This window comes from Mycobacterium sp. DL440 (genome assembly GCF_011745145.1).
Classification (GTDB): Bacteria; Actinomycetota; Actinomycetes; order Mycobacteriales; family Mycobacteriaceae; genus Mycobacterium.
Genome location: NZ_CP050191.1, coordinates 3,142,443 through 3,165,443, shown reverse-complemented (window position 1 = coordinate 3,165,443; position 23,001 = coordinate 3,142,443). Strand labels below are relative to the sequence as shown.

Sequence of the window (23,001 nt, the reverse complement as noted above, 5' to 3'; positions counted from 1 at the left end):
ATTTTGATCGGCTGAACGTAACAGCCCCTTAGTGGATCATCAACGTTCCATTGAGGAAGTTTGATATTCCTCACAGTTGCTTGCTAAGGGGAATGTTTTGCAGCCCGCGAAGCAGCGTGCCGCACGCGCGGTCGCCGAGATCTCGCTACAGCGAACCAGATTCGGATGTCGAAGGTCGCTGCCGTGGAGCGGATTGATGCACTTTCCGGTTTGCTGACTCGGTCACGCGTGAGCGCATGTCGAGAGGGCCGGCCGGAATCTGTGGCGGAACTACACGGTGATCAGACGCAGCGGGGACCCCGTGCAGTAGGCGGCAATGTCCTCGACGATATCGCGGTAGAAGATGGTCATCACGCCCTCGGTGACGTACCCGAGGTGCGGGGTCAGCAGCGTGTTGGGCAGGGCGGCCAAGGGGTGCCCCGCGGGCAGCGGCTCCTGCTGGTAGACATCGAGGGCAGCACCGCGAATCTTGTTGCCGCGCAGTGCCCCGATCAAGGCGGGCTCGTCGATCAGGCCGCCGCGCGAGGTGTTCACCATGATCGCCGACGGCTTCATCGCGCCCAGTTCGGCGGGGCCGATCAGGCCGCGGGTCGTCTCTGCGAGCACCATGTGCAGCGACACCACGTCGGCGTCGGCGAACAGCGCCTCCCGCTCCACCCGGACCACGCCGGCCTTGGCCGCACGCTCGTCGGTGAGGTTGGGGCTCCACGCGATGACGTTCATGCCGAATGCCGTCCCGATCGCGCCCACCCGACTGCCGATCCTGCCCACCCCGACCAGACCGAGGGTGGCCCCGGAGAGGTCGGTGCCGACCGTGCTCTGCCACACCCCGTTGCGGATGCGCTGATCCTCCACGACCAGGTGACGCTGCAGTCCGAGGATCAGTGCCCAGGTGTGTTCGACGGTGGGGGTGATTGCACCGCCGGTGCCCGACACAGTGATCCCCAGGCGATGTGCCGCGGCGACGTCGATGGCGGCATTGAAGGGGCCGGTCGTCACGAGTAGTTTCAGGGCCGGCAGTTGGGCGAGCAACGTTGCGTCGAGCGGGGTGCGTTCCCGCATCGCGACGACGACCTCGTAGCCGGCCAGGGTCTCGACCAGCGCCGGGCCAGGCGCGATGTGTTCTCGCAGTGACGTGATCTCGGTGGCGCGGGGAATCGGCGACCAGTCGACGGTGTCGGCGATTCCCTGGTAGTCGTCGAGGATGGCGATACGCAGCGGCTCGGTCATCGCTCAGTAGGCGTTCGGATCGTTCTGAACAGCCAGGGGCACCGGATGCTGGTAGAGCTGGGATGCGTTCTCCCAGGTGATCTTCCGGACCACCTCGGCGGGCAGGCCCTGGATCTGCTCGTGAATGGTGCGCTGGGTGTGCGGCCAGGTCGAGTCACAGTGCGGGTAGTCGGCCTCGAGCAGGATGTTGCCGGTGCCGATCCGCTCGTGTTGGATGAACGAGGATTGGTCCTCGACCGCGCAGAACCAGAAGTTTCTGGCGAACACCTCGGCGGGGGAGAGGGTTTCGCCCAACGCCTTCCAGGTGCCGTACATCTGGTGATAGCTGAGCATGTGGTCGAGACGGTCGAGTAGCCCTGCCACCCAACCGATTCCGCCTTCGGACAGACATATCTTGAGATCCGGGTACCGGCTGGGCAGACCCGAGTACAGCCAGTCGACCGCGGCAGTGATGGCGTAGGCGAAGAACAGCACACCCTGAACATCCGGCGGGGCATCGTCGGTGGTGGACGGCGCCGAACCGCTGGAGCCGATGTGCAAGTTGACCACGGTGCCCGTCTCGGCGCACGCGGCCATCATCGGCTCCCAATAGCCGGAGTGGATGGTGGGCAGCCCCAGCATGGCGGGGTTCTCGCTGAACGTCACGGCGTGGAAGCCGCGTTGGGCATTCTCGTAGATCATCTGGGCGCCGACCTTCGGGTCGAGCAGCCAGGGCAACTGACACGGGATGATCCGCTCGGGATACGCCCCGGCCCACGCTTCGAGATGCCAGTCGTTCCAGGCCCGTACCGCGGCCATCGCCAGCTCCCGATCCTTGGTGACCTGCTGCAACCGTTGGCCGGCGAACCCCGGCAGGAACGACGGGAAGTTGAGCGACGCGTACACGCCGTTGAGGTCCATGTCCTTGACCCGTTCGTGAATGTCCCAGGCACCCCGGCGCATCTCGTCGAACCGGGCGGGCTCGAACCCGTACTCATCGACCGGCCGTCCGACCACGGCGTTGAAACCCACGTTGGGCAGTGACTGCCAGTCGTACATCCAGGTCTGCCCACCGTTCTCGGTATCGACGACCTTCGGGGCGCGGTCGGCGAACTTACGGGGCACCCGTCCGGTGAACGTGTCCGGCGGCTCGACGATGTGATCATCGACGGAGATCACCGTGTAGAGACGTTCGGCCCGCTGCGGTTCGGGCAGAAACGTGACCGTGCGTTCGGCGCCCTGCTGTGCGGTGGTGAAGTCGAGATTGCCGGCGAGCTCGTCGATGGACTTCATGGGGCCAGTCTCCTTCTAGGTCAAGACGTCGGGGTCGGCCTTGATGGTCATGCGGGCCGCCCCAGCCCAGTACACGTCGGCTGCCCGCTCGATGAGCGAGGCCTTCATGCCGTACATGTCGGAGCGGGTCATTGCCGTGGGCTCCCGGCCGGTGAGCATCACCTGGTAGGCCAGTTTGCAGACCCGGTCTATCGATGCGGCCCGGTACACGGCCTCCGCCACGGTGCCTCCCGTGGTGATGACGCCGTGGTTGGCCAGGATGGTGAGGTTGGCGCTGCCGATCCGTTCGGCGAGTTCGCGGGCCCTCGGCGCCGAATCGACCTCGCCGTCATAGGTTTCGACGAAGCACATGTCGTCGAGAAACAGCGATCCGGTCTGGTGCACCAGGTCCGGTAGCTTCCCCAACGCAGCGATGAGGCTCACGTAATAGGGGTGATTGTGGATGACGACGCGAGCATCGTCGCGCATGCGGTGCAGTTCGGTGTGGATGTGGATGGCCGGGGTGACATCCCAGCGGCCGCGCACCACGGCGGCGTTCTCGTCGACCACGCAGATGTCGGACGCGGTGAGCTCCTGCCACCACAGACCCCACGGATTGACCAGCATCTCGGAGCGGCCCTCGGGCTGCCAGGTGATGTGGCCGGCCATGTTCTCGGCGAATCCGATGGAGGCCAGGTGCCGGAACGCCACGGCCAGCGCCTGTTCCTCGGTCAGGTCGACGCCGATCGGCGGGGTGACCGACGGCGACCATACTTTCAGCCCGCCCTGTCGCACCTCATCGACGCTCATAGTGCTCTCCCAACCGCATCCGGATATCTTCGCGGAGTTGACCTTTGGCGATCTTCCCGCCCGAAGACCGGGGAAGCTCATCGAGCACGATGAGCTGCTCGGGCAGTAGTTCCTTCGACATCCCCTGAGCCAGCAGGTGCTCGACGAGCCCGGGGAGATCGATGCTCTGGTCGGTGGCGGGTGCTACGGGTTCTATGTAGATGCAGACCTTCTCGCCGAAGACCGGGTCGGGCATCGCCACCGCGGCCGCGACGGCCACAGCGGAATGCATCATCACCGCATCCTCGACCTCGCCCGCACTGATGTTCTTGCCGCCGCGCACGATGAAGTCCGAGGTGCGGCCGGTGACGGACAGGTAGCCCTCGCCATCGACCTCGCAGACGTCGCCCATCCGCATCCAACCGTCGGGCGTGTAGAGCTTGTCGTGGTCCACACCGCCCAGATAACCCAGGCTGGTGGCCGGCCCGCGGCAGGCCGGCTGCCCGCGCCCGGTTGAGGTCACGTCATCGTCGCCGTCGAACAGACGGACCGCCATCTCCGGTACCAGGCGTCCGGCGGTGCGCAGCCTGCGCTCACGGGAATCCTGCAGTGTGGTCCCGCTCAGCAGGCCGGTTTCGTTGGAGCCGTAGAACTGCAGGATGGTGGCGCCGGTGAGCTCCTCGAAGTCGGCGGCCCGCTGATACGGCAGCGCCTCCCCTCCGGTGAATACCACGCGCAGCGAGCTCAGGTCATTCTCGCGCGATGCCCGGTCGGCCATGATCATCATCAATTGGGTACTGACACAGCACAACACGCTGACCCGATGGCGGGCGATCGCCTCGCACGCGGCCGCTGCGTCGAACTTTTCCAGCAGGACCGCGGTGGCACCGAGGTAGATCGGGGTGGTGTGGGCGGTCCAGATGCCGAACCCGAACGGAGCGGGGATGACCGGCAGGAAAACGTCGTCGGATGTCAGGGCGCCGTTGGCAACCGCCTGCTGGTGGAAGTAGTGCCACCGGTTCTGAGTGTGCACAACACATTTGGGCAGGCCCGTGGTGCCCGACGTGGAGTTGATCAGGAATACATCATCGGCCCTGACGCCCGCCGCCTGTGGTCGCGAGGGAGTGTCAGTGTCGAGGGACAGGCCGTCCAACACCAGCGCGCTGATCTCAGGTGTCAGTCCCGACCCGGTGGCCAGTGCCGACGAGTGCCGCGCCGCGTCACTGATCAGCAGGCGCGGCTGAGTGGTCCGCAGGATCTGAGTGGCCTCGCGGGTCCCGGCGCGGGCACCGATCCCGACCACGACGGCGCCGCACCGCTCGATCGCCACGAACAGCACATGGATGGCCGCGGTATCGCCGTGCCAAACCGCGATGCGATCGCCGGGTGTGACACCCAGGCCGGCCAGTTGGCTGGCGAGTAGCGATGCGGCACAGTCGAATTCGTACCAGCTGAAGGTGGTGGCCGGGTAGTCGACATAGGCCGGCTTGTCGGGTTGGCTGAGGGCGTGTTCGCGCACGGTCTGCGAGAGTGTGCGGTCCGACCACCATCCGGCCGCGTGGTAATGGGCTGCATCTGCAGCATGGGCGGCGTCGCCAGCCTTCATCACCAAATCATATGAAAATAAGACCCTGTGTCAACGGTCGCACTGAGCCGCCTCTGGTTCACGGTCGCCGCGGGCCGGACTGGGTCCAGGTGCGCACCATCGTCGGGTCGACGACGCCCTCGACGCCCGGGTACTGCTGGGCGTTGACCAGATGTGCCGCGGCCAGATCGCGGGCCCGCTGCGCGTCGCCCATGTCGATCGCGTCGATTACCTGCCGGTGATCTTCCAGGACCGCTCGGCGTTCCTCGACAGGAACCGTCGAGTGATCCGTCACCTGGGCCGACCAGTTTTGCTCATGGGCCGACCACAATGCCTCCAATGCGCCCGCCAGGATGATCATCGTCTCGTTGCCACAGTGACGCACAAGCGCTTCGTGATACCGCCGACTGGCCGAGGTGGCCTGCAGCAGATCCGATACCGATCTGACCGATTCTTCGTGTAACTCACGGAGAATGGGAACGACAGTGCGTTTGCGGTCCGCGCGTTGGGCGCAGAGTGCGGCGCACGCCGGTTCGACCTGCAGCAGCGCGGTACCCACGTCGGCGAGTCCGACCTGCCCGGCGCCCAGTACCAGCCCCATGGTGTATGCGAGGTTTGCGGAATCGGGTCGGTGGACCACCGCGCCACCGAGCTTGCCGCGTCGTACCGTCAACAGCCCCTCGGCCTCGAGGATGCGCATGGCCTCGCGAAGCGACGGCTTGCTGATCGGGTATTCGACGAGAAGTTCGTCCTCCTTGGGGAGGATGCTGCCGTCGGGCAGTTCCCCCGTGAGGATCCGGTGCCGCAATTGGTCGGCGACCTGTTCGGCAAGTCGCTGGAACCGGACGTTTGGCTGCGCCACGCATCGAGTGTGCCAGATGGCCGGCCGTTCAGGAGGCCACCGCCGAGCCTTGTATCCAAATGATTTGTCTCATACGGTGAGCCATGCAGAAGTGGACCATCGGCTCGCTGACAGTTCATTCGGTCCTGGAGACGGTGGTGCCGACCCGGCCTGAGCGGCTGTTTCGCGGGTTGCCCTCGGAGCTCCCGCCCTGGCTGTATCCCCATTACGTCGATGACGCCGGCAATCTGCTGGTGGCCATCCAGTCGTTCTTCATCGAATCCGGTGAGGACCTCATCGTGGTCGACTGCTGCTTCGGCGAAGGCCACGACCTGCCGTACCAAATCCCCATGGACCCGGACCAGTACCGACACTCGCTGGCCGCAGCCGGATTCGCCCCCGGTGAGGTGACCACCGTCATCTGCACGCATCTTCACCTCGACCATGCCGGGCGCCACACGACCCGGCATGACGGCGCCTGGATCCCCACCTATCCCAACGCGACGTACTTGCTCACCGCCGATGAGTACACGTCATGGCGGCATTCCTCGGCGACGAACCGCGCGGCCGCCGAGACCGTCGAACCGCTTGTCGCACATGATGTTCTGCGGCTCACCGAGATGGACCACGCGATCACCGACGAGATCCGGTTGGTCGCGACACCGGGTCACACACCGGGGCACACCGCGGTGCGGATCGAATCCGGCGGCGAGGTGGCGGTGATCAGCGGGGACGTCATCCACCATCCGCTGCAGATCACGCAGCCGGATGTGCAGGCCCTGCCCGATGATGACCCGGCCGCGGCCGCGGTGACCCGCACCCGGTTGCTGCAAAGCGTCGCCGAAGAACAGGCCGTGCTGTTCGGCACCCACTTCGCCGCCCCGACCGCAGGCACCGTCATCGCCGACGACGATCGGCTGATGTGGGTGGCGATGTAGGCGGCGCGCCCTAGTTCGCGGTGTGGACGATGAGGATGTCGATCTTCACTCGGCGGGCGATGGTGGCAGGCACCGAGCCCAACAGGCGCCCGGCGACCGAGTCCAGCCCGATGTCACCGACGACGATCAGGTCTGCCTTGATGTCGGTGGCCAGTTTCACGAGTGCATCGACGGGTGCACCCACGATCGCCTTCTCGTCGATGTCCTCGGCGCCGGCGGCTTTCGCCCGATCGCGTGCCACCTGAAGGATCTCGTAGACGGGGGCAGCCCCGTGCATCCTGTACCCCTCGCTCTTGAGGCTGTCTTCCGCGCGGGTGTCGACCACATGATCGGGCGACGGCGCCCTCGACCAGCCGCCCTTTTCGGCCACGGGTTGATGAGCGCTCGCGACGATCAGCTTCGCGTTCTCCTGTGCGGCGATCTCGGCGGCGCGGTGGACCGCGCGTAGCGATGACTCGGAGCCGTCGGTCCCGACAACAATCGTCCGATACGTGCTCATGTCAGCTCCGAACTGTCGGTTACCAGGACAAACAGGACCTTAATGCACGTCAATCTTCCGCTGGTGGAGATTGGGCTTCGCGCCGCGTCAAGGATCAACCGAAGCAGGTGTAAAGCATTGGCCGGCGTCGTACAGACGGAGAGCGGTTCTCGGTATGCGCCGTGCTGCCGAGCGCGTCCGCTAATCAGACGGGCTGCGCGAGATTCAGGCTCCCGCTTGTATCGAGCGAGCACTCGACCGACATGGAGTTGTCGGATGTGCAGGGTACGGTGCGCTCAAGAACGAGAAGCACACGTCAAACGAACGAGACATGGCACCCCCGACAGGATTCGAACCTGCAACCTACCGGGTAGAAACCGGATGCGCTATCCGTTGCGCCACGGGGGCAAGTCGGACCCTCACAATTTACACCGCGTGGGTGTTGTTACCGAAACGGAGATGTACCACGTGGGCTGCTCGAACCGCAACCGATGAAACGAGCGAGCCAGTGGGTCGACATCACACCAAAGACAAAGGCGAGCTCGGCGTCGCGAAAGCGCATGCCGACCTGGTTGGCAAGGGTTTTTACGTGCTGTTCCCCGCGACCGAGCATGCGCCGTTCGACCTAGTGGCGTAGGCGGCGGGCACCTTCCACCGCATTCAGGTGAAGTACCGGTCGGCACGAGCGGGAGCGGTCAAACTCAACCTCCGGCCCACCGATCACGGCGTCTCCGTCAATCTCCGGATCACGCCGACGAAGAACGGTCAGCAGCAACGGATTTTGGCGGCCGCCTCGTTTCGCGACCTACCGGACGAACACCTCCCGCCGATCGACGAAACCCGTACCTCGGCGTGAAGGGGCGGGGACGCGCGACGGACGCCCGGCAAAGCCCTCCCGCGGGGCCGGTGGCGGACTAGCGTGGACGCTGCACTGGCGGCCAGGAGAGGGGAGAGGGACCACGCTATGAGCGACGTGCCGGAGTTGGACGCGGCCGGACTGCCCGAAGAACTGAGCGCAGTCGATCAACTGCTGCATCGGGGAGAGGCAAACCCGCGCACCCGGTCCGGGATCCTGGGTGTCGAGATCCTCGACACCACACCGGATTGGGACCGTTTCCGGGCCCGTCTGGATTACGCGTCGCGCAAAGTTTTGCGGCTGCGCCAGAAGGTCGTCATGCCCACCCTCCCTACGGCCGCTCCGCGCTGGGTCATCGATCCCGACTTCAACCTCGACTATCACGTGCGACGGGTGCGCGTTCCGGCGCCCGGCACGTTGCGCGACGTGTTCGACCTGGCCGAGATCGCGCTGCAATCGCCGATGGACATCACCCGGCCGCTGTGGAATGCCACCCTGGTCGAAGGGCTGGCCGACGGGCGTGCGGCGACCATCCTTCATCTGAGCCACGCGGTGTCCGACGGCGTCGGGATGGTCGAGATGTTCGCCAACATCTACGACCTCGAACGCGATCCCGAACCGGCGGCCGCGGCGCCGCTGCCCATCCCGCAGGACCTGTCGCCCAACGACCTGATGCGGGAGGGCATCAACCGGTTGCCCGGATCGATCGCGGGGGGCGTGCTCGGCGTGCTCGGACAGGCGGCGCGCGCGGTGACCAAGGTGGTGCGCGACCCGGTCTCCGCGGTCAGCGGTGCGGTCGACTACGCGATGTCCGGTGCCCGGGTGATGGGTCCGGCCGCCCATCCCTCGCCGCTGCTGCGCCGTCGGAGCCTGTCGTCGCGCTCGGAGGCGATCGACATCCCGTTTTCTGACCTGCGCCGAGCAGCCAAGGCCGCCGGCGGTTCGATCAATGATGCCTACCTGGCCGGGCTGTGCGGTGCACTGCGCCTCTACCACGACGCCAAAGGCATCTCGATCGAGACGCTGCCGATGGCGGTGCCGGTCAACCTGCGTTCCGAGGACGACCCGGCCGGCGGTAACCGTTTCGCGGGAGTCAACCTCGCCGCACCCGTCGGAATCGTCGACCCGGAGACCCGGATCAAGGCCGTCCGGTCGCAGATGACGAGCAAGCGCGAGGAGCGCGCCATCGACGTGGTCGGTGCGATCGCGCCCGTGCTGAGCCTGCTGCCCGATGCCGTGCTGGAGACGGTGGCCGGGTCGGTGGTGAACTCCGACGTGCAAGCCAGCAATGTCCCCGTCTATCCCGGGGATACCTTCATTGCCGGGGCGAAGATCCTGCGCCACTACGGAATAGGGCCGCTGCCCGGGGTCGCGATGATGGTCGTGTTGATCTCGAGGTCCGGGTACATCACGGTCACCACCCGCTACGACCGCGCTGCCATCACCGACGAGCAGCTGTTCGCCGAGTGCCTGCTGGCGGGATTCGACGAGGTGCTGGCGCTCGGCGGCGATGGCCGAGCGGAGCCGGCCTCGTTCAGCGACGACACGTCGGCGACGAACGGGAGTGCTGCACAGTGACTTCGAAAGATCCGTCCCCGAAGCCCCGCGGTACCAGGCAGATGCGATTGCCCGGCACCCTGGCCGAGATCGAGGGCAGCCCGGAGGGTCCGGAGATCGGCGCGTTCTTCGACCTGGACGGCACCCTGGTGGCCGGCTTCACCGGGGTGATCATGACCCGGGACCGGTTGCGCCGCGGTCAGATGGGCGTCGGCGAGTTCATCGGGATGGTGCAGGCCGGGCTCAACCACCAACTGGGGCGTTCGGAGTTCGAGGACCTGATCGGCAAGGGCGCCCGGATGCTGCGGGGCAATTCGCTCAGCGATCTCGACGAGCTGGGTGAGCGGCTGTTCGTCCAGCACGTGCAGGGCCGCATGTACCCGGAGATGCGTGCGATGGTCCGCGCGCACATGGCCCGTGGCCACACGGTGGTATTGAGCTCCTCGGCGCTGACGGTTCAAGTGGAGCCGGTGGCCCGCTTTCTCGGCATCGACAACGTGCTGTGCAACAAGTTCGAGACCGATGAGGACGGCCTGATCACCGGCGAAGTGATGAGACCGGTCATCTGGGGTCCCGGCAAAGCCCGTGCGGTACAGAACTTCTCGACGGCCCACGGGGTGGACCTGACCAAGAGCTACTTCTACGCCGACGGTGACGAGGACGTCGCCCTGATGTATTTGGTGGGCAATCCGCGGCCGACGAATCCGGCCGGCAAGTTGGCCGCCGTTGCCGCCAAGCGCGGCTGGCCGGTGCTGAAGTTCAGCAGCCGCAGCGGCAGCAGTCCGGTGTCGCAGCTGCGCACTTTGGCCAGCCTGGCCGCCATCCCGACCGTCGCCGCCGGCGCGATCGGACTCGGGTTGTTGACCCGCAACAAGCGCACGGGGGTCAACTTCTTCACCTCGAACTGGAGCAAGCTGCTCATGCTCACCACCGGCATCGAGCTCAACGTCCTGGGTGAGGAGAATCTGACCGCGCAACGCCCTGCGGTATTCATCTTCAATCACCGCAATCAGGCCGACCCGATGATCGCGGGCAGGCTGGTCGGCGTGGACTTCACCGGTGTCGGGAAGAAGGAACTGGAACGCAACCCGTTGATGGGTCCACTGGGCAAGGTCATGGATGCGGCATTCATCGACCGCGACGACCCGGAGAAGGCTGTCGAAAGTCTGCACCGCGTGGAAGAGCTTGCCCGCAAGGGCTTGTCGATCCTGATCGCTCCCGAGGGCACCCGGCTGGACACGACCGAGGTCGGCCCGTTCAAGAAGGGGCCGTTCCGCATCGCGATGGCTGCGGGCGTTCCGATAGTGCCGATCGTGATCCGCAACGCCGAGGTGATCGCGGCCCGCGATTCCAGCACGTTCAACCCGGGCACCGTGGATGTCGCGGTGTATCCGCCGATATCGCTGGACGATTGGACCGTCGACAACCTCACCGACCGCATCGCCGAGGTCCGCCAGATCTACCTCGACACCCTCAGCTCCTGGCCGCATGACGAACTGCCCACCTTCGACATCTACGCCCGCGCACCCGCGAAGAAGGCCGCTGGGCGCCGGGCGGCCAAGAAGGCGCCCGCGAAGAAGATCCCGGCGAAAAAGGCTGTCCCCAAGCCGGATACCTCGTCAAGCTCGTCGTCACGATCGACCCCGAAGGGCCGGCCGTGACCGCGGGAGTCGATGATTTCGCCAGCTTCAGCACCACCGACGACGCGCTGGTGCTCGCGTCCGTGTCGTCACCGGCCGAGCTCGAACTGCTCAACGACTGGCTCAAAGCGCAGCGGCGCGAACACCCCGACTCGACGGTCGAGGTACTGCAGTTGCCGGCCACCGACGAACCTGCGCCCGGTGCGGTGGCCCGGCTGGTCGAGGAGCTGGACGCCGGCGAGGACCGCCTGGTGGTCCCGGTCCGGGTGTTCTGGGTGCCCGCCGGACTCCCCACCCGGTTGAAAGTGGTCGGGTTGATCTCCGGTCGTGACACCTACCGGCCACCGGAGATCCTGCAGCGGCGCATTCTGCGCAAGGACCCGACGCGCGCGCGGGTCGTGGCCGGTGAACCGGCCAAAGTGTCCGAGCTGCGCAAGCAGTGGAGCGAGACCACGGTTGCGGAAAACCCCAGGGAATTTGCACGATTCGTGCTCCGCCGGGCGGTACTGGCGATCGAACGGGTGGAGCTTCGTCTACTCGGTCCCGAATACAAGTCGCCGCGGCTCGTCAAGCCGGAGATGCTCGACTCGGCGCGCTTCCGTCAAGGGCTCGAGCAGATCCCCGGCGCGACGGTGGAGACGGCCGGTGAGATGCTCGATGAGCTCTCCACCGGGTGGAGCCGGTTCTCGGTGGATCTGATCCCAACCCTGGGCCGGGCGATCTTCAGCCGCGGATTCGATCCCCGCATCGACTATGACCGCTCCGAGATCGAGTCGATGCGTCATGCCCTGGAACAACATCCAGCGGTACTGCTGTTCTCCCACCGGTCCTACCTCGACGGGGTCATCGTCCCGGTGGCCATGCAGGAGAATCGACTTCCTCCGGTGTACACGTTCGCCGGGATCAACCTGTCGTTCGGCCTGATGGGTCCGTTGTTCCGGCATTCCGGCGTCATCTTTTTGCGCCGCAAACTCGACGACCCGCTGTACAAGTACGTGCTGCGCCAGTACGTCGGTTACATCGTGGAGAAGCGGTTCAACCTGAACTGGTCCATCGAGGGCACCCGGTCGCGGACCGGAAAGATGTTGCCGCCCAAGCTCGGACTGCTCGCTTACGTCGCCAACGCCTACCTCGACGGCCGCAGCGACGACATCTTGCTGCAGCCCGTGTCGATCAGTTTCGATCAGCTGCACGAGACCGCCGAGTACGCCGCATACGCCCGCGGTGGCGAGAAGACACCCGAGGGTCTGAGCTGGCTGTACAACTTCATCAAGGCGCAGGGCGAACGCAACTACGGCAAGATCTATGTCCGCTTCCCGGAAGCGGTTTCGATGCGCGAGCACCTCGGTGAGCCGAACGGCGAGATGGCCCATGATGAAGCGGCCAAACGCCTGGCGATGCAGAAGATGGCGTTCGAGGTGGCGTGGCGGATTCTGCGGGTCACCCCGGTCAGCGCGACCAACCTGGTCTCGGCGCTGCTGCTGGGTGCCCGCGGAGTTGCGCTGACCCTCGATCAACTGCACCACACCCTGCAGGACTCACTGGATTACCTGGAGCGCAAGAACACCCCGATGACCAACAGTGCGCTGCGGCTGCGTACCGCCGAGGGCGTGCGTTCGGCCGTCGACGCCCTCTCCGGCGGGCACCCGGTGACGCTGGTGGACAGTGGGCGCGAGCCGGTGTGGCGGATCGCCCCCGAGGACGAGTTGGAGGCGGCCTTTTACCGCAACTCACTGATCCATGCCTTCCAGGAGACCTCGATCGTCGAGCTCGCGCTGGCACATGCCGCGCACGTCGCCGACGACCCGTTGCAGGCGTTCTGGGACCAGGTGATGCGGCTGCGTGACCTGCTCAAGTTCGATTTCTATTTCGCCGATTCGGCAGCCTTCCGCGACAACGTCGCCGAAGAGATGTCGTGGTACGAGAACTGGGAAGAGAAGGTCGCGGCGGGGGGCGACGATATCTATCAGATGCTGCGCGGCAAGCGACCGCTGTTGGTGGGCGCCATGCTGCGCCCGTTTTTCGAGGCCTACGCGATTGTCGCCGATGTGCTGCGTGATGCACCGGCGGAGATCGGGGAACGGGACCTGACCAAGCGGGCGCTGGGCGTGGGGCGGCAGTACGTCGCCCAGGGCCGGGTGGGCAGCAACGAGTCGGTCTCGGCACTGCTGTTCGCCACCGCGCGGCAGGTGGCGGCCGATCAGAACCTGCTGGTCAGCGGTCCTGATCTGCAGGAGCGCCGCGACGCCTTCCGCGACGAACTGCGCGGGATCGTCGCCGATATGGACAAGGTCGACGAGATCGCGCGTAAACAGTTCTACGTCCGGGAGCAGCAGCGTCGCGCCCAGCGATTCCTACAGGGCTAGGAGACGGCCGGGCCGCCGGACTCGGATTTCGCCTGGCGGCGAGGGCGTGGTGGGGCCCACGCCATACCCTTGGGCCATGACTTCTGCCGGCCCGGTGGCCGCATCCGGCCTGCGCACCAGCGCGGTGTGGCCCGTACTGGTCGGTGTGGGCGTGTTGGCCGGGGCAGTGGCCGCAGGTATCGGCGCGCTGTCGCTGGCGGACGCGCTGATCGCCACCGGCCTGCCCGACCCCGGCCCCGTCACCACCTACGGCCTGCCGTTCGTCCGGGCCGCCGGCGAGATCGCTGCCGTCGTCGCAGTAGGGGCCTTCCTGTTCGCGGCGTTCCTGGTGGCACCGCAGACCAATGGTGTGCTGGATGTGGCTGGCTACCGGGCGCTGCGGCTCGGTACGGCAGCCTCGGGCGTGTGGACGGTGTGTGCCGCGCTGCTGGTCCCGTTGACGATCTCCGACGTGTCCGCACAGCCGCTGTTCGATCATCTCGGCCTGGTCGACGTGTGGTCGGCGGCGAGCCTCGTGGAGGTCTCCGCCGCCTGGCGCTGGACGGCGATCCTGGCCGCCGGCGTCACCATCGCGAGCCTGCCGGTGTTGCGGTGGGGGTGGACACCGGTGTTGCTGGCCGGATCCCTGGTGACCTTGATGCCACTGGTCCTGACCGGGCACTCGTCGGCCGGGGGCGCTCACGATCTGGCCACCAACAGCCTGTTCATCCACCTGGTGGCGGCCGCGCTGTGGGCCGGCGGACTGCTGGCGTTGTTGGCCCATGTCATCCGTGCCGGGGGCGGGGCCGACGGCTCCAACACCGCCCTGGCCGCGCGACGCTTCTCGGCGCTGGCGCTGTGGTGTTTCATCGCGATGGCCATCAGCGGGGTGCTCAACGCACTGGTGCGGATCCAGCTTCCCGATCTGGTGCGCACCGACTACGGCTGGCTCGTGGTGGGCAAGGTCATCGCGCTGACCCTGCTCGGTGTGCTGGGTTGGCGACAGCGCCGGGTAAGCCTGACCGCCCTGGCCGCCGACCCCGGCGCGCGCACACCCCTGATCCGGTTGGCGCTGACAGAGGCCGTGCTGTTCGGCGTCACGTTCGGCATCGCCGTTGGGCTGGGCCGCACCCCGCCGCCGCCGGAGCCGAGGGTTCCCAGCGCCACCGAGGTCGCGATCGGATACGACTTCGCCGGGCCACCGACAGTCGCGCGGGTGTTGTTCGACTGGCGGTTCGACCTGTTGTTCGGGACCGCGGCGATCGTCGCTGCGGTGGTGTACCTGGCCGCGGTGTACCGACTGCGCCGACGTGGCGATGCCTGGCCGGTGGGCCGCACGTTCGCCTGGCTGCTGGGCTGCGCGGCCCTGCTGTTCACCACGTCATCGGGGCTCGGCCGCTACATGCCGGCGATGTTCAGCATGCACATGATCGCCCACATGTTGCTGTCCATGCTGGTGCCCGTCCTGCTGGTGCTGGGAGCTCCGGTGACCCTGGCCTTGCGGGCGCTGCCCGCCGTGCGCCGCGGATCGCCGCCCGGCCCCCGGGAATGGCTCCTCGCCGCTCTGCACTCGCGGGTGTCACAGTTCCTGACCCAGCCCATCATCGCGACCGTGCTGTTCGTGGCCGGGTTCTACGGACTGTACTTCGGCGGCATCTTCGACGCCGCGGTCAGCAATCACGCGGCGCACATCCTGATGAACGTGCACTTCCTGGTGTCGGGATACCTCTTCTACTGGGTGGTCATCGGTGTGGACCCGACCCCGAGGCCGGTCCCACACCTGGTCAAGATCGGGATGGTGTTCGCCTCGCTCCCACTGCACGCGTTCTTCGGTGTGGTGCTGATGGGCATGGACACCGTGCTCGGCGAGAGCTTCTACCGGTCACTGCAATTGCCGTGGCACACCGACCTGCTCGGAGACCAGCACCTCGGTGGCGGCATCGCCTGGGCGGCCGGGGAAGTCCCGCTGGTCATCGTGATGTTGGCGCTGCTGATCCAGTGGCGGCGCAGCGATCAACGTACCGCCAAGCGGCTCGACCGGGCCGCTGACCGCGACGACGACGCCGATCTGGCGGCCTACAACGCCATGCTCGCCGAGATGGCGCGGCGCGGCCGTCCTTCCGGGTAGTCACACCGGTCGCAATCCGGGGTTATCCCCAGCCTGCGTTTCATCCCCAGCCGACGGGTGCGTCGGGTCCGCAGCGTGTCTCCTGTCGGGGTGCCGACGGTCAATGGCTGCGTAAGGCGGTCGACGCTTCGGCACCAGCCGCCGGAATCGATGAAGCGAAAGGAACCAGAAAAATGTTCGAGACCCCGTTCACCATCGTGGGAAACATCATCACCGACCCGGTCCGGCGGCGGTTCGGCGATCAGGAGCTGTACAAGTTCCGGGTAGCCAGCAACTCGCGCCGCCGCACTTCAGAGGGCACGTGGGAGCACGGCAACTCGCTCTATGTCACGGTCAACTGCTGGGGCAATCTGGCCACGGGCGCCAGTGCGTCGCTGATGAAGGGTGACGCGGTCGTGGTGGTCGGGCACGTCTACACCAGCGAGTACGACGACAAGGAAGGCGTGCGCCGGTCATCGGTGGAGGTGCGGGCCAGCGCCGTCGGCCCCGATCTGTCCCGTTGCACGGCCAAGATCGCACCCTTGCCAAAGCCGACGGCGGGCCCTGCGCCCGAGCCGGACGGCGTGACCGACGGCGAGATCGACGACGTAGAAACCGAGCCGGACGAGGGTGAGCTGCCACTGTCGGCCTAGTGGTATTCGGCCACGCCTAGGATGGGCGCGAGTGAGTTGGGCTTGCCGCGTCCCGTCGCGCACGCGCCCATCCGACGTTCCCGAAGAGCTTCAGAAAGGCACATCACGGCATGGCCGAATTTATCTACACGATGCGCAAGGTCCGCAAGGCGCACGGCGACAAGGTCATCCTTGACGACGTCTTCCTGAACTTCCTTCCGGGAGCCAAGATCGGCGTCGTCGGTCCCAACGGGGCCGGTAAGTCGAGTGTGCTGAAGATCATGGCCGGCATCGACCAGCCCAACAACGGCGACGCCTTCCTCCAACCCGGCGCGACGGTCGGCATCCTGATGCAGGAGCCGCAGCTTGACGAGACCAAGACGGTCCGCGAGAACGTCGAGGCCGGCGTGGCGATCAAGGCCAAGCTCAACCGGTACAACGAGGTGGCCGAGCTGATGGCCACCGATTACACCGATGAGCTCATGGAAGAGATGGGTCATCTGCAGGAGGAACTCGACGCCGCCGATGCCTGGGACATCGACTCCCAGCTCGAGCAGGCCATGGACGCGCTGCGCTGCCCGTCGCCCGACGAGCCCGTCACCCACCTCTCCGGCGGTGAGCGCCGCCGCGTGGCGCTGTGCAAGTTGCTGCTGTCCAAGCCGGATCTGCTGCTGCTCGACGAACCCACCAACCACCTCGACGCCGAGAGCGTGCTGTGGCTCGAACAGCACTTGGCCAACTACAAGGGCGCCATCCTCGCGGTCACCCACGATCGCTACTTCCTCGACAACGTCGCCGAGTGGATCCTCGAGCTCGACCGCGGCCGCGCCTACCCGTATGAGGGCAACTACTCGACCTACCTGGAGAAGAAGGCCGAGCGCCTGGAGGTGCAGGGCAAGAAGGACCAGAAGCTGCAGAAACGGCTGAAGGAAGAGCTGGCCTGGGTGCGTTCGGGTGCCAAGGCCCGGCAGGCCAAGAACAAGGCACGTCTGGACCGCTACGAGGAGATGGCCGCTGAGGCCGACAAGACTCGCAAGCTCGACTTCGAGGAGATCCAGATCCCGGCGCCGCCGCGGCTGGGCAACCTTGTGGTCGAGGTCAGCCACCTCGACAAGGGCTTCGAGGGCCGCACGCTCATCAAGGACCTGTCCTTCACGTTGCCCCGCAACGGCATCGTCGGCGTCATCGGTCCCAACGGTGTCGGTAAGACCACGCTGTTCAAAACCATCGTCGGCCTCGAACAGCCCGACAGCGGTGAGGTCAAGGTCGGTGAGACGGTCAAGCTGAGCTATGTCGACCAGAGCCGCGCGGGCATCGACCCGAAGAAGAACGTCTGGCAGGTGGTCTCCGACGGACTGGACTACATCGAGGTCGGCCACAACGAGATCCCGTCGCGGGCCTACGTGTCGGCGTTCGGTTTCAAGGGACCGGATCAGCAAAAGCCCGCGGGCGTGCTGTCCGGTGGTGAGCGCAACCGGCTCAACCTCGCCCTGACCCTCAAAGAGGGCGGCAACCTGATCCTGCTCGATGAGCCGACCAACGACCTCGATGTCGAGACGCTGTCCTCGCTCGAGAATGCGCTTGACCAGTTCCCCGGCTGCGCCGTGGTGATCAGCCACGACCGCTGGTTCCTGGACCGCACCTGCACGCACATCCTGGCGTGGGAGGGCGACGACGACAACGAAGCCAAGTGGTACTGGTTCGAGGGCAACTTCGGTGCCTATGAGGAGAACAAGATCCAACGTCTCGGTGCCGAAGCTGCGCGTCCGCACCGAGTGACCCACCGGAGACTGACCCGCGACTGACCCGTGACGGGCTAAAGGGGGCAGCAAGCTCGGGGACGCTACTAGTGTCGCAGCTACGCACCGATGCCGGTGTGTGGGCGTGAGTCAGGAGTGATCCGTATGGCGACCGAACCGGGAGCTGTTTCAGGGCAGGGGATTAGCGGCTTGGCTGACTTGCAGGCGCCGCCTGAGGTGGTCCACCGGCTCGCGCTGGCTTTCCTGTCCACCTACCGGGCTCCTCAGGTCGATGTGCTCGGAATCGCCGCCACCGGTCCTCAGGCCGCCGGTGTCGCCGAGCGTCTGGTCTCCGACGGTACGGTGGCTGCCCAGTACCAACTGGGCAGCCACCGGGCACCGGGGGAGACCAAGGTCCAGGTGTATCCGGGCGACGCCGACTCGGGCCCGGCCCTGCAGATCATCACCGAGCAGGCGGCGATGCTGGTCGACTCGGTGACAGTGCTGCTGCACCGCAACGGCATCGCCTACCCGGCCATCATGAACCCGGTCTTCCGGGTGCGCCGCGACGCAGATGGCGCGCTGCTGGACTTTCAGCCTGCGGCCGAGGCCACCGGAGGGGACGGCGTCGACGAGTGCTGGATCCTCGTCCCGGTGATCGGGGCGGCCGAAGGGTCCGCGCTCACCGAGGTGGTTCGGTTGCTGCCCGGCGTGCTCGCCGAGGCCCGCCAGATCGGGATGGACTCCGCGGCTATGGGCGCCGCGCTCCATGCCCTGGCCAACGATGTCGCCACCGACGTCGAGGGCCGGTTTCCCAATGCCGACCGCAGAGATGTCGCCGCACTCCTGCGCTGGCTCTCCGACGGGCATTTCGTGCTGCTGGGGTACCAGCAGTGTGCGATCAGCGACGGAGAGGCCTCCGTCGATCCGGCCAGCCGGCTCGGGGTTCTCAAACTGCGCGAGGACGTGCTCCCGCCGCTGACCGCCGCCGACGATCTGATGGTGCTGGCGCAGGCCACCATGCCGAGCTATGTGCGCTACGGCGCCAATCCGTACATTGTCGTCGTCCGCGAGAGCGGTGCGAAGGTGGTAGAGCATCGTTTTGTCGGCCTGTTCACCGTGGCCGCGATGAACGCCAACGTGCTGGATATCCCGCTGATCTCGCGGCGCGTCGAGGAGGCGCTGGCCATGGCCCGGCGCGATCCGAGCCACCCCGCTCAGCTGCTGCGTGACATCGTCCAGACCATTCCGCGTCCCGAACTGTTCGCGTTGAGTTCCAAGCAGCTGCTCGACATGGCGCTCACCGTGGTGGACCTCGGGTCGCGACGTCGCACCCTGCTGTTCCTGCGCGCGGATCAGCTGGCGCACTTCGTGTCCTGCCTGGTGTACCTGCCCCGCGACCGCTACACCACCGCGGTGCGCCTGGAAATGCAGGACATCCTGGTGCGCGAGCTCGGCGGTGAGAGCATCGACTATTCGGCCCGGGTCAGTGAATCACCCTGGGCGGTAGTCCATTTCATCGTGCGCCTACCCGACGGCACAGTCTCGCACACCGTGGACACCTCCAGCGAGAACGAGAACCGGATCCAGAACCTGCTGACCGAGGCCACCCGCAACTGGGGTGACCGGATGACCAGCGCCGCAGCACACGCGGCGGTCACCCCGGCGGCCGTCGAACACTATGCCTCGGCCTTCCCGGAGGACTACAAACAAGCCGTCGCGCCGGCGGATGCCATCGCCGACATCGCGATCATCGAAGCGTTGCAAGACAATTCGGTGAAACTGGTGTTCGCCGAGGGTGGGGACGACGGCCTAGCCCAGCTCACCTGGTACCTGGGCGGCCAGTCGGCCTCCTTGAGTGAACTGCTGCCGATGCTGCAGTCGATGGGTGTGGTGGTGCTGGAGGAGCGCCCGTTCACAGTGCGACGGGCCGACGGCCTGCCGGTCTGGATCTACCAGTTCAAGGTCGCCCGGCAGCGCAGCCTGCCCGCGGCACCCGATGCGGCTTCGCGCGAGGCCACTGCCCAACGATTCGCCGATGCGGTGACCGCGATCTGGCACGGCCGGGTCGAGGTGGACCGGTTCAACGAACTGGTGTTGCGCGCCGACCTGACTTGGCAACAGGTGGTGATCCTGCGCGCCTACGCGAAGTATCTGCGCCAGGCTGGTTTTCCGTACAGTCAGTCGCATATCGAGTCGGTGGTCAACGAGAATCCGCACACCACGCAGTCGCTGGTGCAGCTGTTCGAGGCGCTGTTCGACCCGTCCGAGGACACCGCGGGGACCCGCGACGCCCAGGGGGCAGCTGCTGCGGTGGCCGCAGACATCGACGCTTTGGTGAGCCTGGACACCGACCGGGTGCTGCGGGCCTTCGCCACCTTGATCCAGGCCACCCTTCGCACCAACTACTTTGTGCAGCAGCCAGATTCGGCACGGCAACGGGGTGTGGTGGCGATGAAGCTGAACCCCGGCCTGATCAACGAACTGCCTCTGCCGCGGCCCAAGTTCGAGATCTTCGTGTACTCGCCCCGCGTCGAAGGCGTGCACCTGCGGTTCGGGTTTGTGGCGCGCGGCGGGTTGCGCTGGTCGGACCGTCGCGAAGACTTCCGCACCGAGATCCTCGGCCTGGTCAAGGCCCAGGCCGTGAAGAACGCCGTCATCGTGCCGGTCGGCGCCAAGGGCGGGTTCGTGGTCAAGCGGCCGCCCGAGCTGACCGGCGACGCCGCCGTCGACCGGGACGCAACGCGCGCCGAAGGCGTTGCGTGCTACCAACTCTTCATCTCCGGGTTGCTCGACGTGACCGACAACGTCGACAAGGGGACCGGTGCCGTCGTCACGCCACCGCAGGTGGTGCGCCGCGACGGGGAGGATGCCTATCTGGTGGTTGCGGCCGACAAGGGCACGGCCACGTTCTCCGACATCGCGAACGAGGTCGCGAAGTCCTACGGGTTCTGGCTGGGCGACGCGTTCGCCTCGGGCGGTTCCATCGGTTACGACCACAAGGCCATGGGCATCACGGCCAAAGGCGCCTGGGAGTCGGTGAAGCGGCATTTCCGGGAGATGGGGGTCGACACCCAGAGCCAGGACTTCACTGTCGTCGGCGTCGGCGACATGAGCGGTGACGTGTTTGGCAACGGCATGCTGCTCTCGAAGCACATCCGGCTGATCGCCGCCTTCGACCACCGGCACATCTTCGTCGATCCCAACCCCGACGCCGCGCGGTCCTGGGTGGAACGCAAGCGCCTGTTCGACCTGCCTCGGTCCAGCTGGGAGGACTATGACAAGGCGTTGATCAGTGAGGGTGGCGGGGTCTTCAGCCGTCAGCAGAAGTCGATCCCGATCAGCCCGCAGGCCCGCGCCGCACTCGGGCTCGATGCGGACATCGAGGAAGTCACGCCGCCCGCTCTGATGAAGGCCATTCTCAAGGCTCCGGTGGACCTGCTGTGGAATGGCGGCATCGGCACCTACGTCAAAGCCGAGACCGAGGCCGACGTCGGCGATCGCGCCAACGACCAGATCCGGGTGTGCGGTAACGAGGTGCGGGCCAAGGTCATCGGCGAGGGCGGCAACCTCGGCGTGACGTCGCTGGGCCGTATCGAATTCGACCTGGCCGGCGGACGGATCAACACCGACGCGCTGGACAACTCCGCGGGTGTCGACTGTTCGGACCACGAGGTCAACATCAAGATCCTGATCGACTCGCTGGTCACGGCGGGTCAGATCGAGTCCGGTCAGCGGACCGAGCTGCTGCTCTCGATGACCGACGAGGTCGGGGCTCTGGTGTTGACCGACAACAAGCACCAGAACGATCTCATGGGCACCAGCCGGGCCAACGCCGCGAGCATGCTCTCGGTGCATGCCCGGATGATCAAGGAGTTCGTCGCCAACCGTGGGCTCAACCGCGAGTTGGAGGCGCTGCCCTCGGAGAAGGAGATCCGGCGCCGAATCGACGCCGGAATCGGTTTGACCTCACCGGAATTGGCCACCTTGATGGCCCACGTCAAACTCGAGCTCAAGGCCGACATGCTGGCCAGTGATCTGCCCGATCAGGAGGTGTTCGCGTCCCGGCTGCCGCAGTACTTCCCGGAGAAGCTGCGTGAACAGTTCACCGGTGAGATCCGCATCCATCAGCTGCGCCGGGAGATCGCCACCACCATGCTGGTCAACGATCTCGTCGACACCAGCGGGATCAGCTACGCCTACCGCATCACCGAGGACGTCGGGGTCGGCCCAGTCGACGCGGTCCGCAGCTACGTCGCCACCGATTCCATCTTCGGGATCGGTGAGATGTGGCGCCGGATCCAGGCCGCGGGCGACGCCGGGGTGCCGGTGTTCGTCACCGACCGGATGACACTGGACCTGCGCCGGCTGGTCGACCGGGCCGGGCGCTGGCTGCTCAACTACCGTCCGCAGCCGTTGGCCGTCGGCGCCGAGATCAACCGGTTCGCCGCCAAGGTGTCCGCCCTGCGCCCCCACATGCCGCAGTGGCTGCGCGGTGACGACAAGGCGATCGTCGAGAAAGAGGCCGGCGAGTTCGCCGCGCAGGGCGTCCCCGACGATCTGGCCTATGCGGTGGCGACGGGGCTGTACCGGTACAGCCTGCTCGATGTGATCGACATCTCCGACATCGTGGACCGTGAGCCCGCTGAAGTGGCCGACACGTACTTCGCGTTGATGGACCACCTCGGGTCGGACGGTCTGCTCACCGCGGTCTCCCGGCTGAGCCGCGACGATCGGTGGCATTCCTTGGCGCGGCTGGCGATCCGCGACGACATCTACGGTTCGCTGCGTGCGTTGTGCTTCGACGTGCTCGCCGTCGGGGAGCCCCACGAGACCGGTGAGGAGAAGATCGCCGAGTGGGAGCTGACCAACAGCTCCCGGGTGACCCGCGCCCGCCGCACGCTGACCGAGATATACCAAGATGGTGAGCAGGACCTGGCGACGCTGTCTGTGGCGGCGCGACAGATCCGCAGCATGACACGAACGAGTGGAACGGGAACGACTGCGTGAGCT

General features: G+C 66.3%; 16 protein-coding genes and 1 tRNA gene. 10 read left to right on the top strand and 7 right to left on the bottom strand.

Annotated features, from left to right (window positions below):
- Positions 1-270: 270 nt before the first annotated feature.
- The 5 genes from HBE63_RS15260 to HBE63_RS15240 are packed head-to-tail and all read right to left on the bottom strand — an operon-like array spanning position 271 to position 5,717.
- Positions 271-1,230, bottom strand: a complete 960-nt coding sequence (locus HBE63_RS15260; RefSeq protein ID WP_208301379.1) for a D-2-hydroxyacid dehydrogenase family protein — start codon at positions 1,228-1,230, stop codon at positions 271-273.
- 3 nt (positions 1,231-1,233) lie between these two features.
- Positions 1,234-2,502 carry an amidohydrolase family protein gene (locus HBE63_RS15255; RefSeq protein ID WP_166905490.1) on the bottom strand — a complete coding sequence of 423 codons (1,269 nt, stop codon included), beginning with the start codon at positions 2,500-2,502 and terminating at the stop codon, positions 1,234-1,236.
- Between the two features lie 15 nt (positions 2,503-2,517).
- Entirely contained in the window at positions 2,518-3,291 is a 774-nt protein-coding gene (locus tag HBE63_RS15250; protein ID WP_166905489.1) for a class II aldolase/adducin family protein, read from the bottom strand.
- A complete protein-coding gene (locus HBE63_RS15245; RefSeq protein ID WP_166905488.1) occupies positions 3,278-4,876 on the bottom strand; it encodes a class I adenylate-forming enzyme family protein in 1,599 nt (532 codons plus the stop codon). Before HBE63_RS15245 ends, HBE63_RS15250 begins: the two co-directional genes overlap by 14 nt.
- A 58-nt stretch (positions 4,877-4,934) precedes the next feature.
- Positions 4,935-5,717, bottom strand: a complete 783-nt coding sequence (locus HBE63_RS15240) for a FadR/GntR family transcriptional regulator (protein WP_166905487.1) — start codon at positions 5,715-5,717, stop codon at positions 4,935-4,937.
- A gap of 83 nt (positions 5,718-5,800) precedes the next feature.
- Between HBE63_RS15240 and HBE63_RS15235 the strand changes: the two genes are divergently transcribed.
- Positions 5,801-6,634: an MBL fold metallo-hydrolase gene (locus HBE63_RS15235; protein WP_166905486.1), complete on the top strand. Its 834-nt coding sequence runs from the start codon at positions 5,801-5,803 to the stop codon at positions 6,632-6,634.
- A 10-nt stretch (positions 6,635-6,644) separates the two neighbouring features.
- Here HBE63_RS15235 and HBE63_RS15230 read toward each other — a convergent pair whose 3' ends face one another.
- Together HBE63_RS15230 and HBE63_RS15225 are read right to left on the bottom strand one after the other, a co-directional pair.
- Positions 6,645-7,133 carry a universal stress protein gene (locus HBE63_RS15230; RefSeq protein WP_166905485.1) on the bottom strand — a complete coding sequence of 163 codons (489 nt, stop codon included), beginning with the start codon at positions 7,131-7,133 and terminating at the stop codon, positions 6,645-6,647.
- Positions 7,134-7,444: 311 nt separating this feature from the next.
- Positions 7,445-7,520: transfer RNA gene (locus HBE63_RS15225), tRNA-Arg, on the bottom strand.
- A gap of 31 nt (positions 7,521-7,551) precedes the next feature.
- Between HBE63_RS15225 and HBE63_RS31945 the strand changes: the two genes are divergently transcribed.
- The 9 genes from HBE63_RS31945 to HBE63_RS15185 all read left to right on the top strand — a co-directional run bounded on the left by HBE63_RS31945 (position 7,552) and on the right by HBE63_RS15185 (position 22,998).
- Positions 7,552-7,749 (top strand): group I intron-associated PD-(D/E)XK endonuclease, encoded by a 198-nt coding sequence (locus HBE63_RS31945; protein WP_371815001.1) that lies wholly within the window; start codon positions 7,552-7,554, stop codon positions 7,747-7,749.
- Between the two features lie 27 nt (positions 7,750-7,776).
- Positions 7,777-7,968, top strand: coding sequence for a hypothetical protein (locus tag HBE63_RS31450; RefSeq protein ID WP_243858670.1), 192 nt, complete (start codon positions 7,777-7,779; stop codon positions 7,966-7,968).
- A gap of 108 nt (positions 7,969-8,076) precedes the next feature.
- Positions 8,077-9,546 carry a wax ester/triacylglycerol synthase family O-acyltransferase gene (locus HBE63_RS15215; protein ID WP_166905484.1) on the top strand — a complete coding sequence of 490 codons (1,470 nt, stop codon included), beginning with the start codon at positions 8,077-8,079 and terminating at the stop codon, positions 9,544-9,546.
- 41 nt (positions 9,547-9,587) lie between these two features.
- Complete coding sequence (locus HBE63_RS15210; RefSeq protein ID WP_166909817.1) at positions 9,588-11,186, top strand: HAD-IB family hydrolase/lysophospholipid acyltransferase family protein; 1,599 nt, start codon at positions 9,588-9,590, stop codon at positions 11,184-11,186.
- Entirely contained in the window at positions 11,183-13,531 is a 2,349-nt protein-coding gene (locus HBE63_RS15205) for a glycerol-3-phosphate 1-O-acyltransferase (RefSeq protein WP_166905483.1), read from the top strand. Before HBE63_RS15210 ends, HBE63_RS15205 begins: the two co-directional genes overlap by 4 nt.
- A 76-nt stretch (positions 13,532-13,607) precedes the next feature.
- Entirely contained in the window at positions 13,608-15,638 is a 2,031-nt protein-coding gene (locus HBE63_RS15200) for a cytochrome c oxidase assembly protein (protein WP_166905482.1), read from the top strand.
- A 173-nt stretch (positions 15,639-15,811) separates the two neighbouring features.
- Positions 15,812-16,270 (top strand): single-stranded DNA-binding protein, encoded by a 459-nt coding sequence (locus tag HBE63_RS15195; RefSeq protein WP_166905481.1) that lies wholly within the window; start codon positions 15,812-15,814, stop codon positions 16,268-16,270.
- A gap of 110 nt (positions 16,271-16,380) precedes the next feature.
- Entirely contained in the window at positions 16,381-18,054 is a 1,674-nt protein-coding gene (gene ettA, locus HBE63_RS15190; protein ID WP_166905480.1) for an energy-dependent translational throttle protein EttA, read from the top strand.
- A gap of 99 nt (positions 18,055-18,153) precedes the next feature.
- Complete coding sequence (locus HBE63_RS15185) at positions 18,154-22,998, top strand: NAD-glutamate dehydrogenase (protein ID WP_371815000.1); 4,845 nt, start codon at positions 18,154-18,156, stop codon at positions 22,996-22,998.
- Positions 22,999-23,001: the final 3 nt, after the last annotated feature.

Coding starts and splice junctions, on each gene's coding strand:
- HBE63_RS15195 (WP_166905481.1), top strand. CDS start 15,812: ATGTTCGAGACCCCGTTCACCATCGTGGGAAACATCATCACCGACCCG.
- HBE63_RS15200 (WP_166905482.1), top strand. CDS start 13,608: ATGACTTCTGCCGGCCCGGTGGCCGCATCCGGCCTGCGCACCAGCGCG.
- HBE63_RS15215 (WP_166905484.1), top strand. CDS start 8,077: ATGAGCGACGTGCCGGAGTTGGACGCGGCCGGACTGCCCGAAGAACTG.
- HBE63_RS15255 (WP_166905490.1), bottom strand. CDS start 2,502: ATGAAGTCCATCGACGAGCTCGCCGGCAATCTCGACTTCACCACCGCA.
- HBE63_RS15245 (WP_166905488.1), bottom strand. CDS start 4,876: ATGAAGGCTGGCGACGCCGCCCATGCTGCAGATGCAGCCCATTACCAC.
- HBE63_RS15235 (WP_166905486.1), top strand. CDS start 5,801: ATGCAGAAGTGGACCATCGGCTCGCTGACAGTTCATTCGGTCCTGGAG.
- HBE63_RS15250 (WP_166905489.1), bottom strand. CDS start 3,291: ATGAGCGTCGATGAGGTGCGACAGGGCGGGCTGAAAGTATGGTCGCCG.
- HBE63_RS15260 (WP_208301379.1), bottom strand. CDS start 1,230: ATGACCGAGCCGCTGCGTATCGCCATCCTCGACGACTACCAGGGAATC.
- HBE63_RS15210 (WP_166909817.1), top strand. CDS start 9,588: ATGCGATTGCCCGGCACCCTGGCCGAGATCGAGGGCAGCCCGGAGGGT.
- ettA (WP_166905480.1), top strand. CDS start 16,381: ATGGCCGAATTTATCTACACGATGCGCAAGGTCCGCAAGGCGCACGGC.
- HBE63_RS15230 (WP_166905485.1), bottom strand. CDS start 7,133: ATGAGCACGTATCGGACGATTGTTGTCGGGACCGACGGCTCCGAGTCA.
- HBE63_RS15185 (WP_371815000.1), top strand. CDS start 18,154: ATGGCGACCGAACCGGGAGCTGTTTCAGGGCAGGGGATTAGCGGCTTG.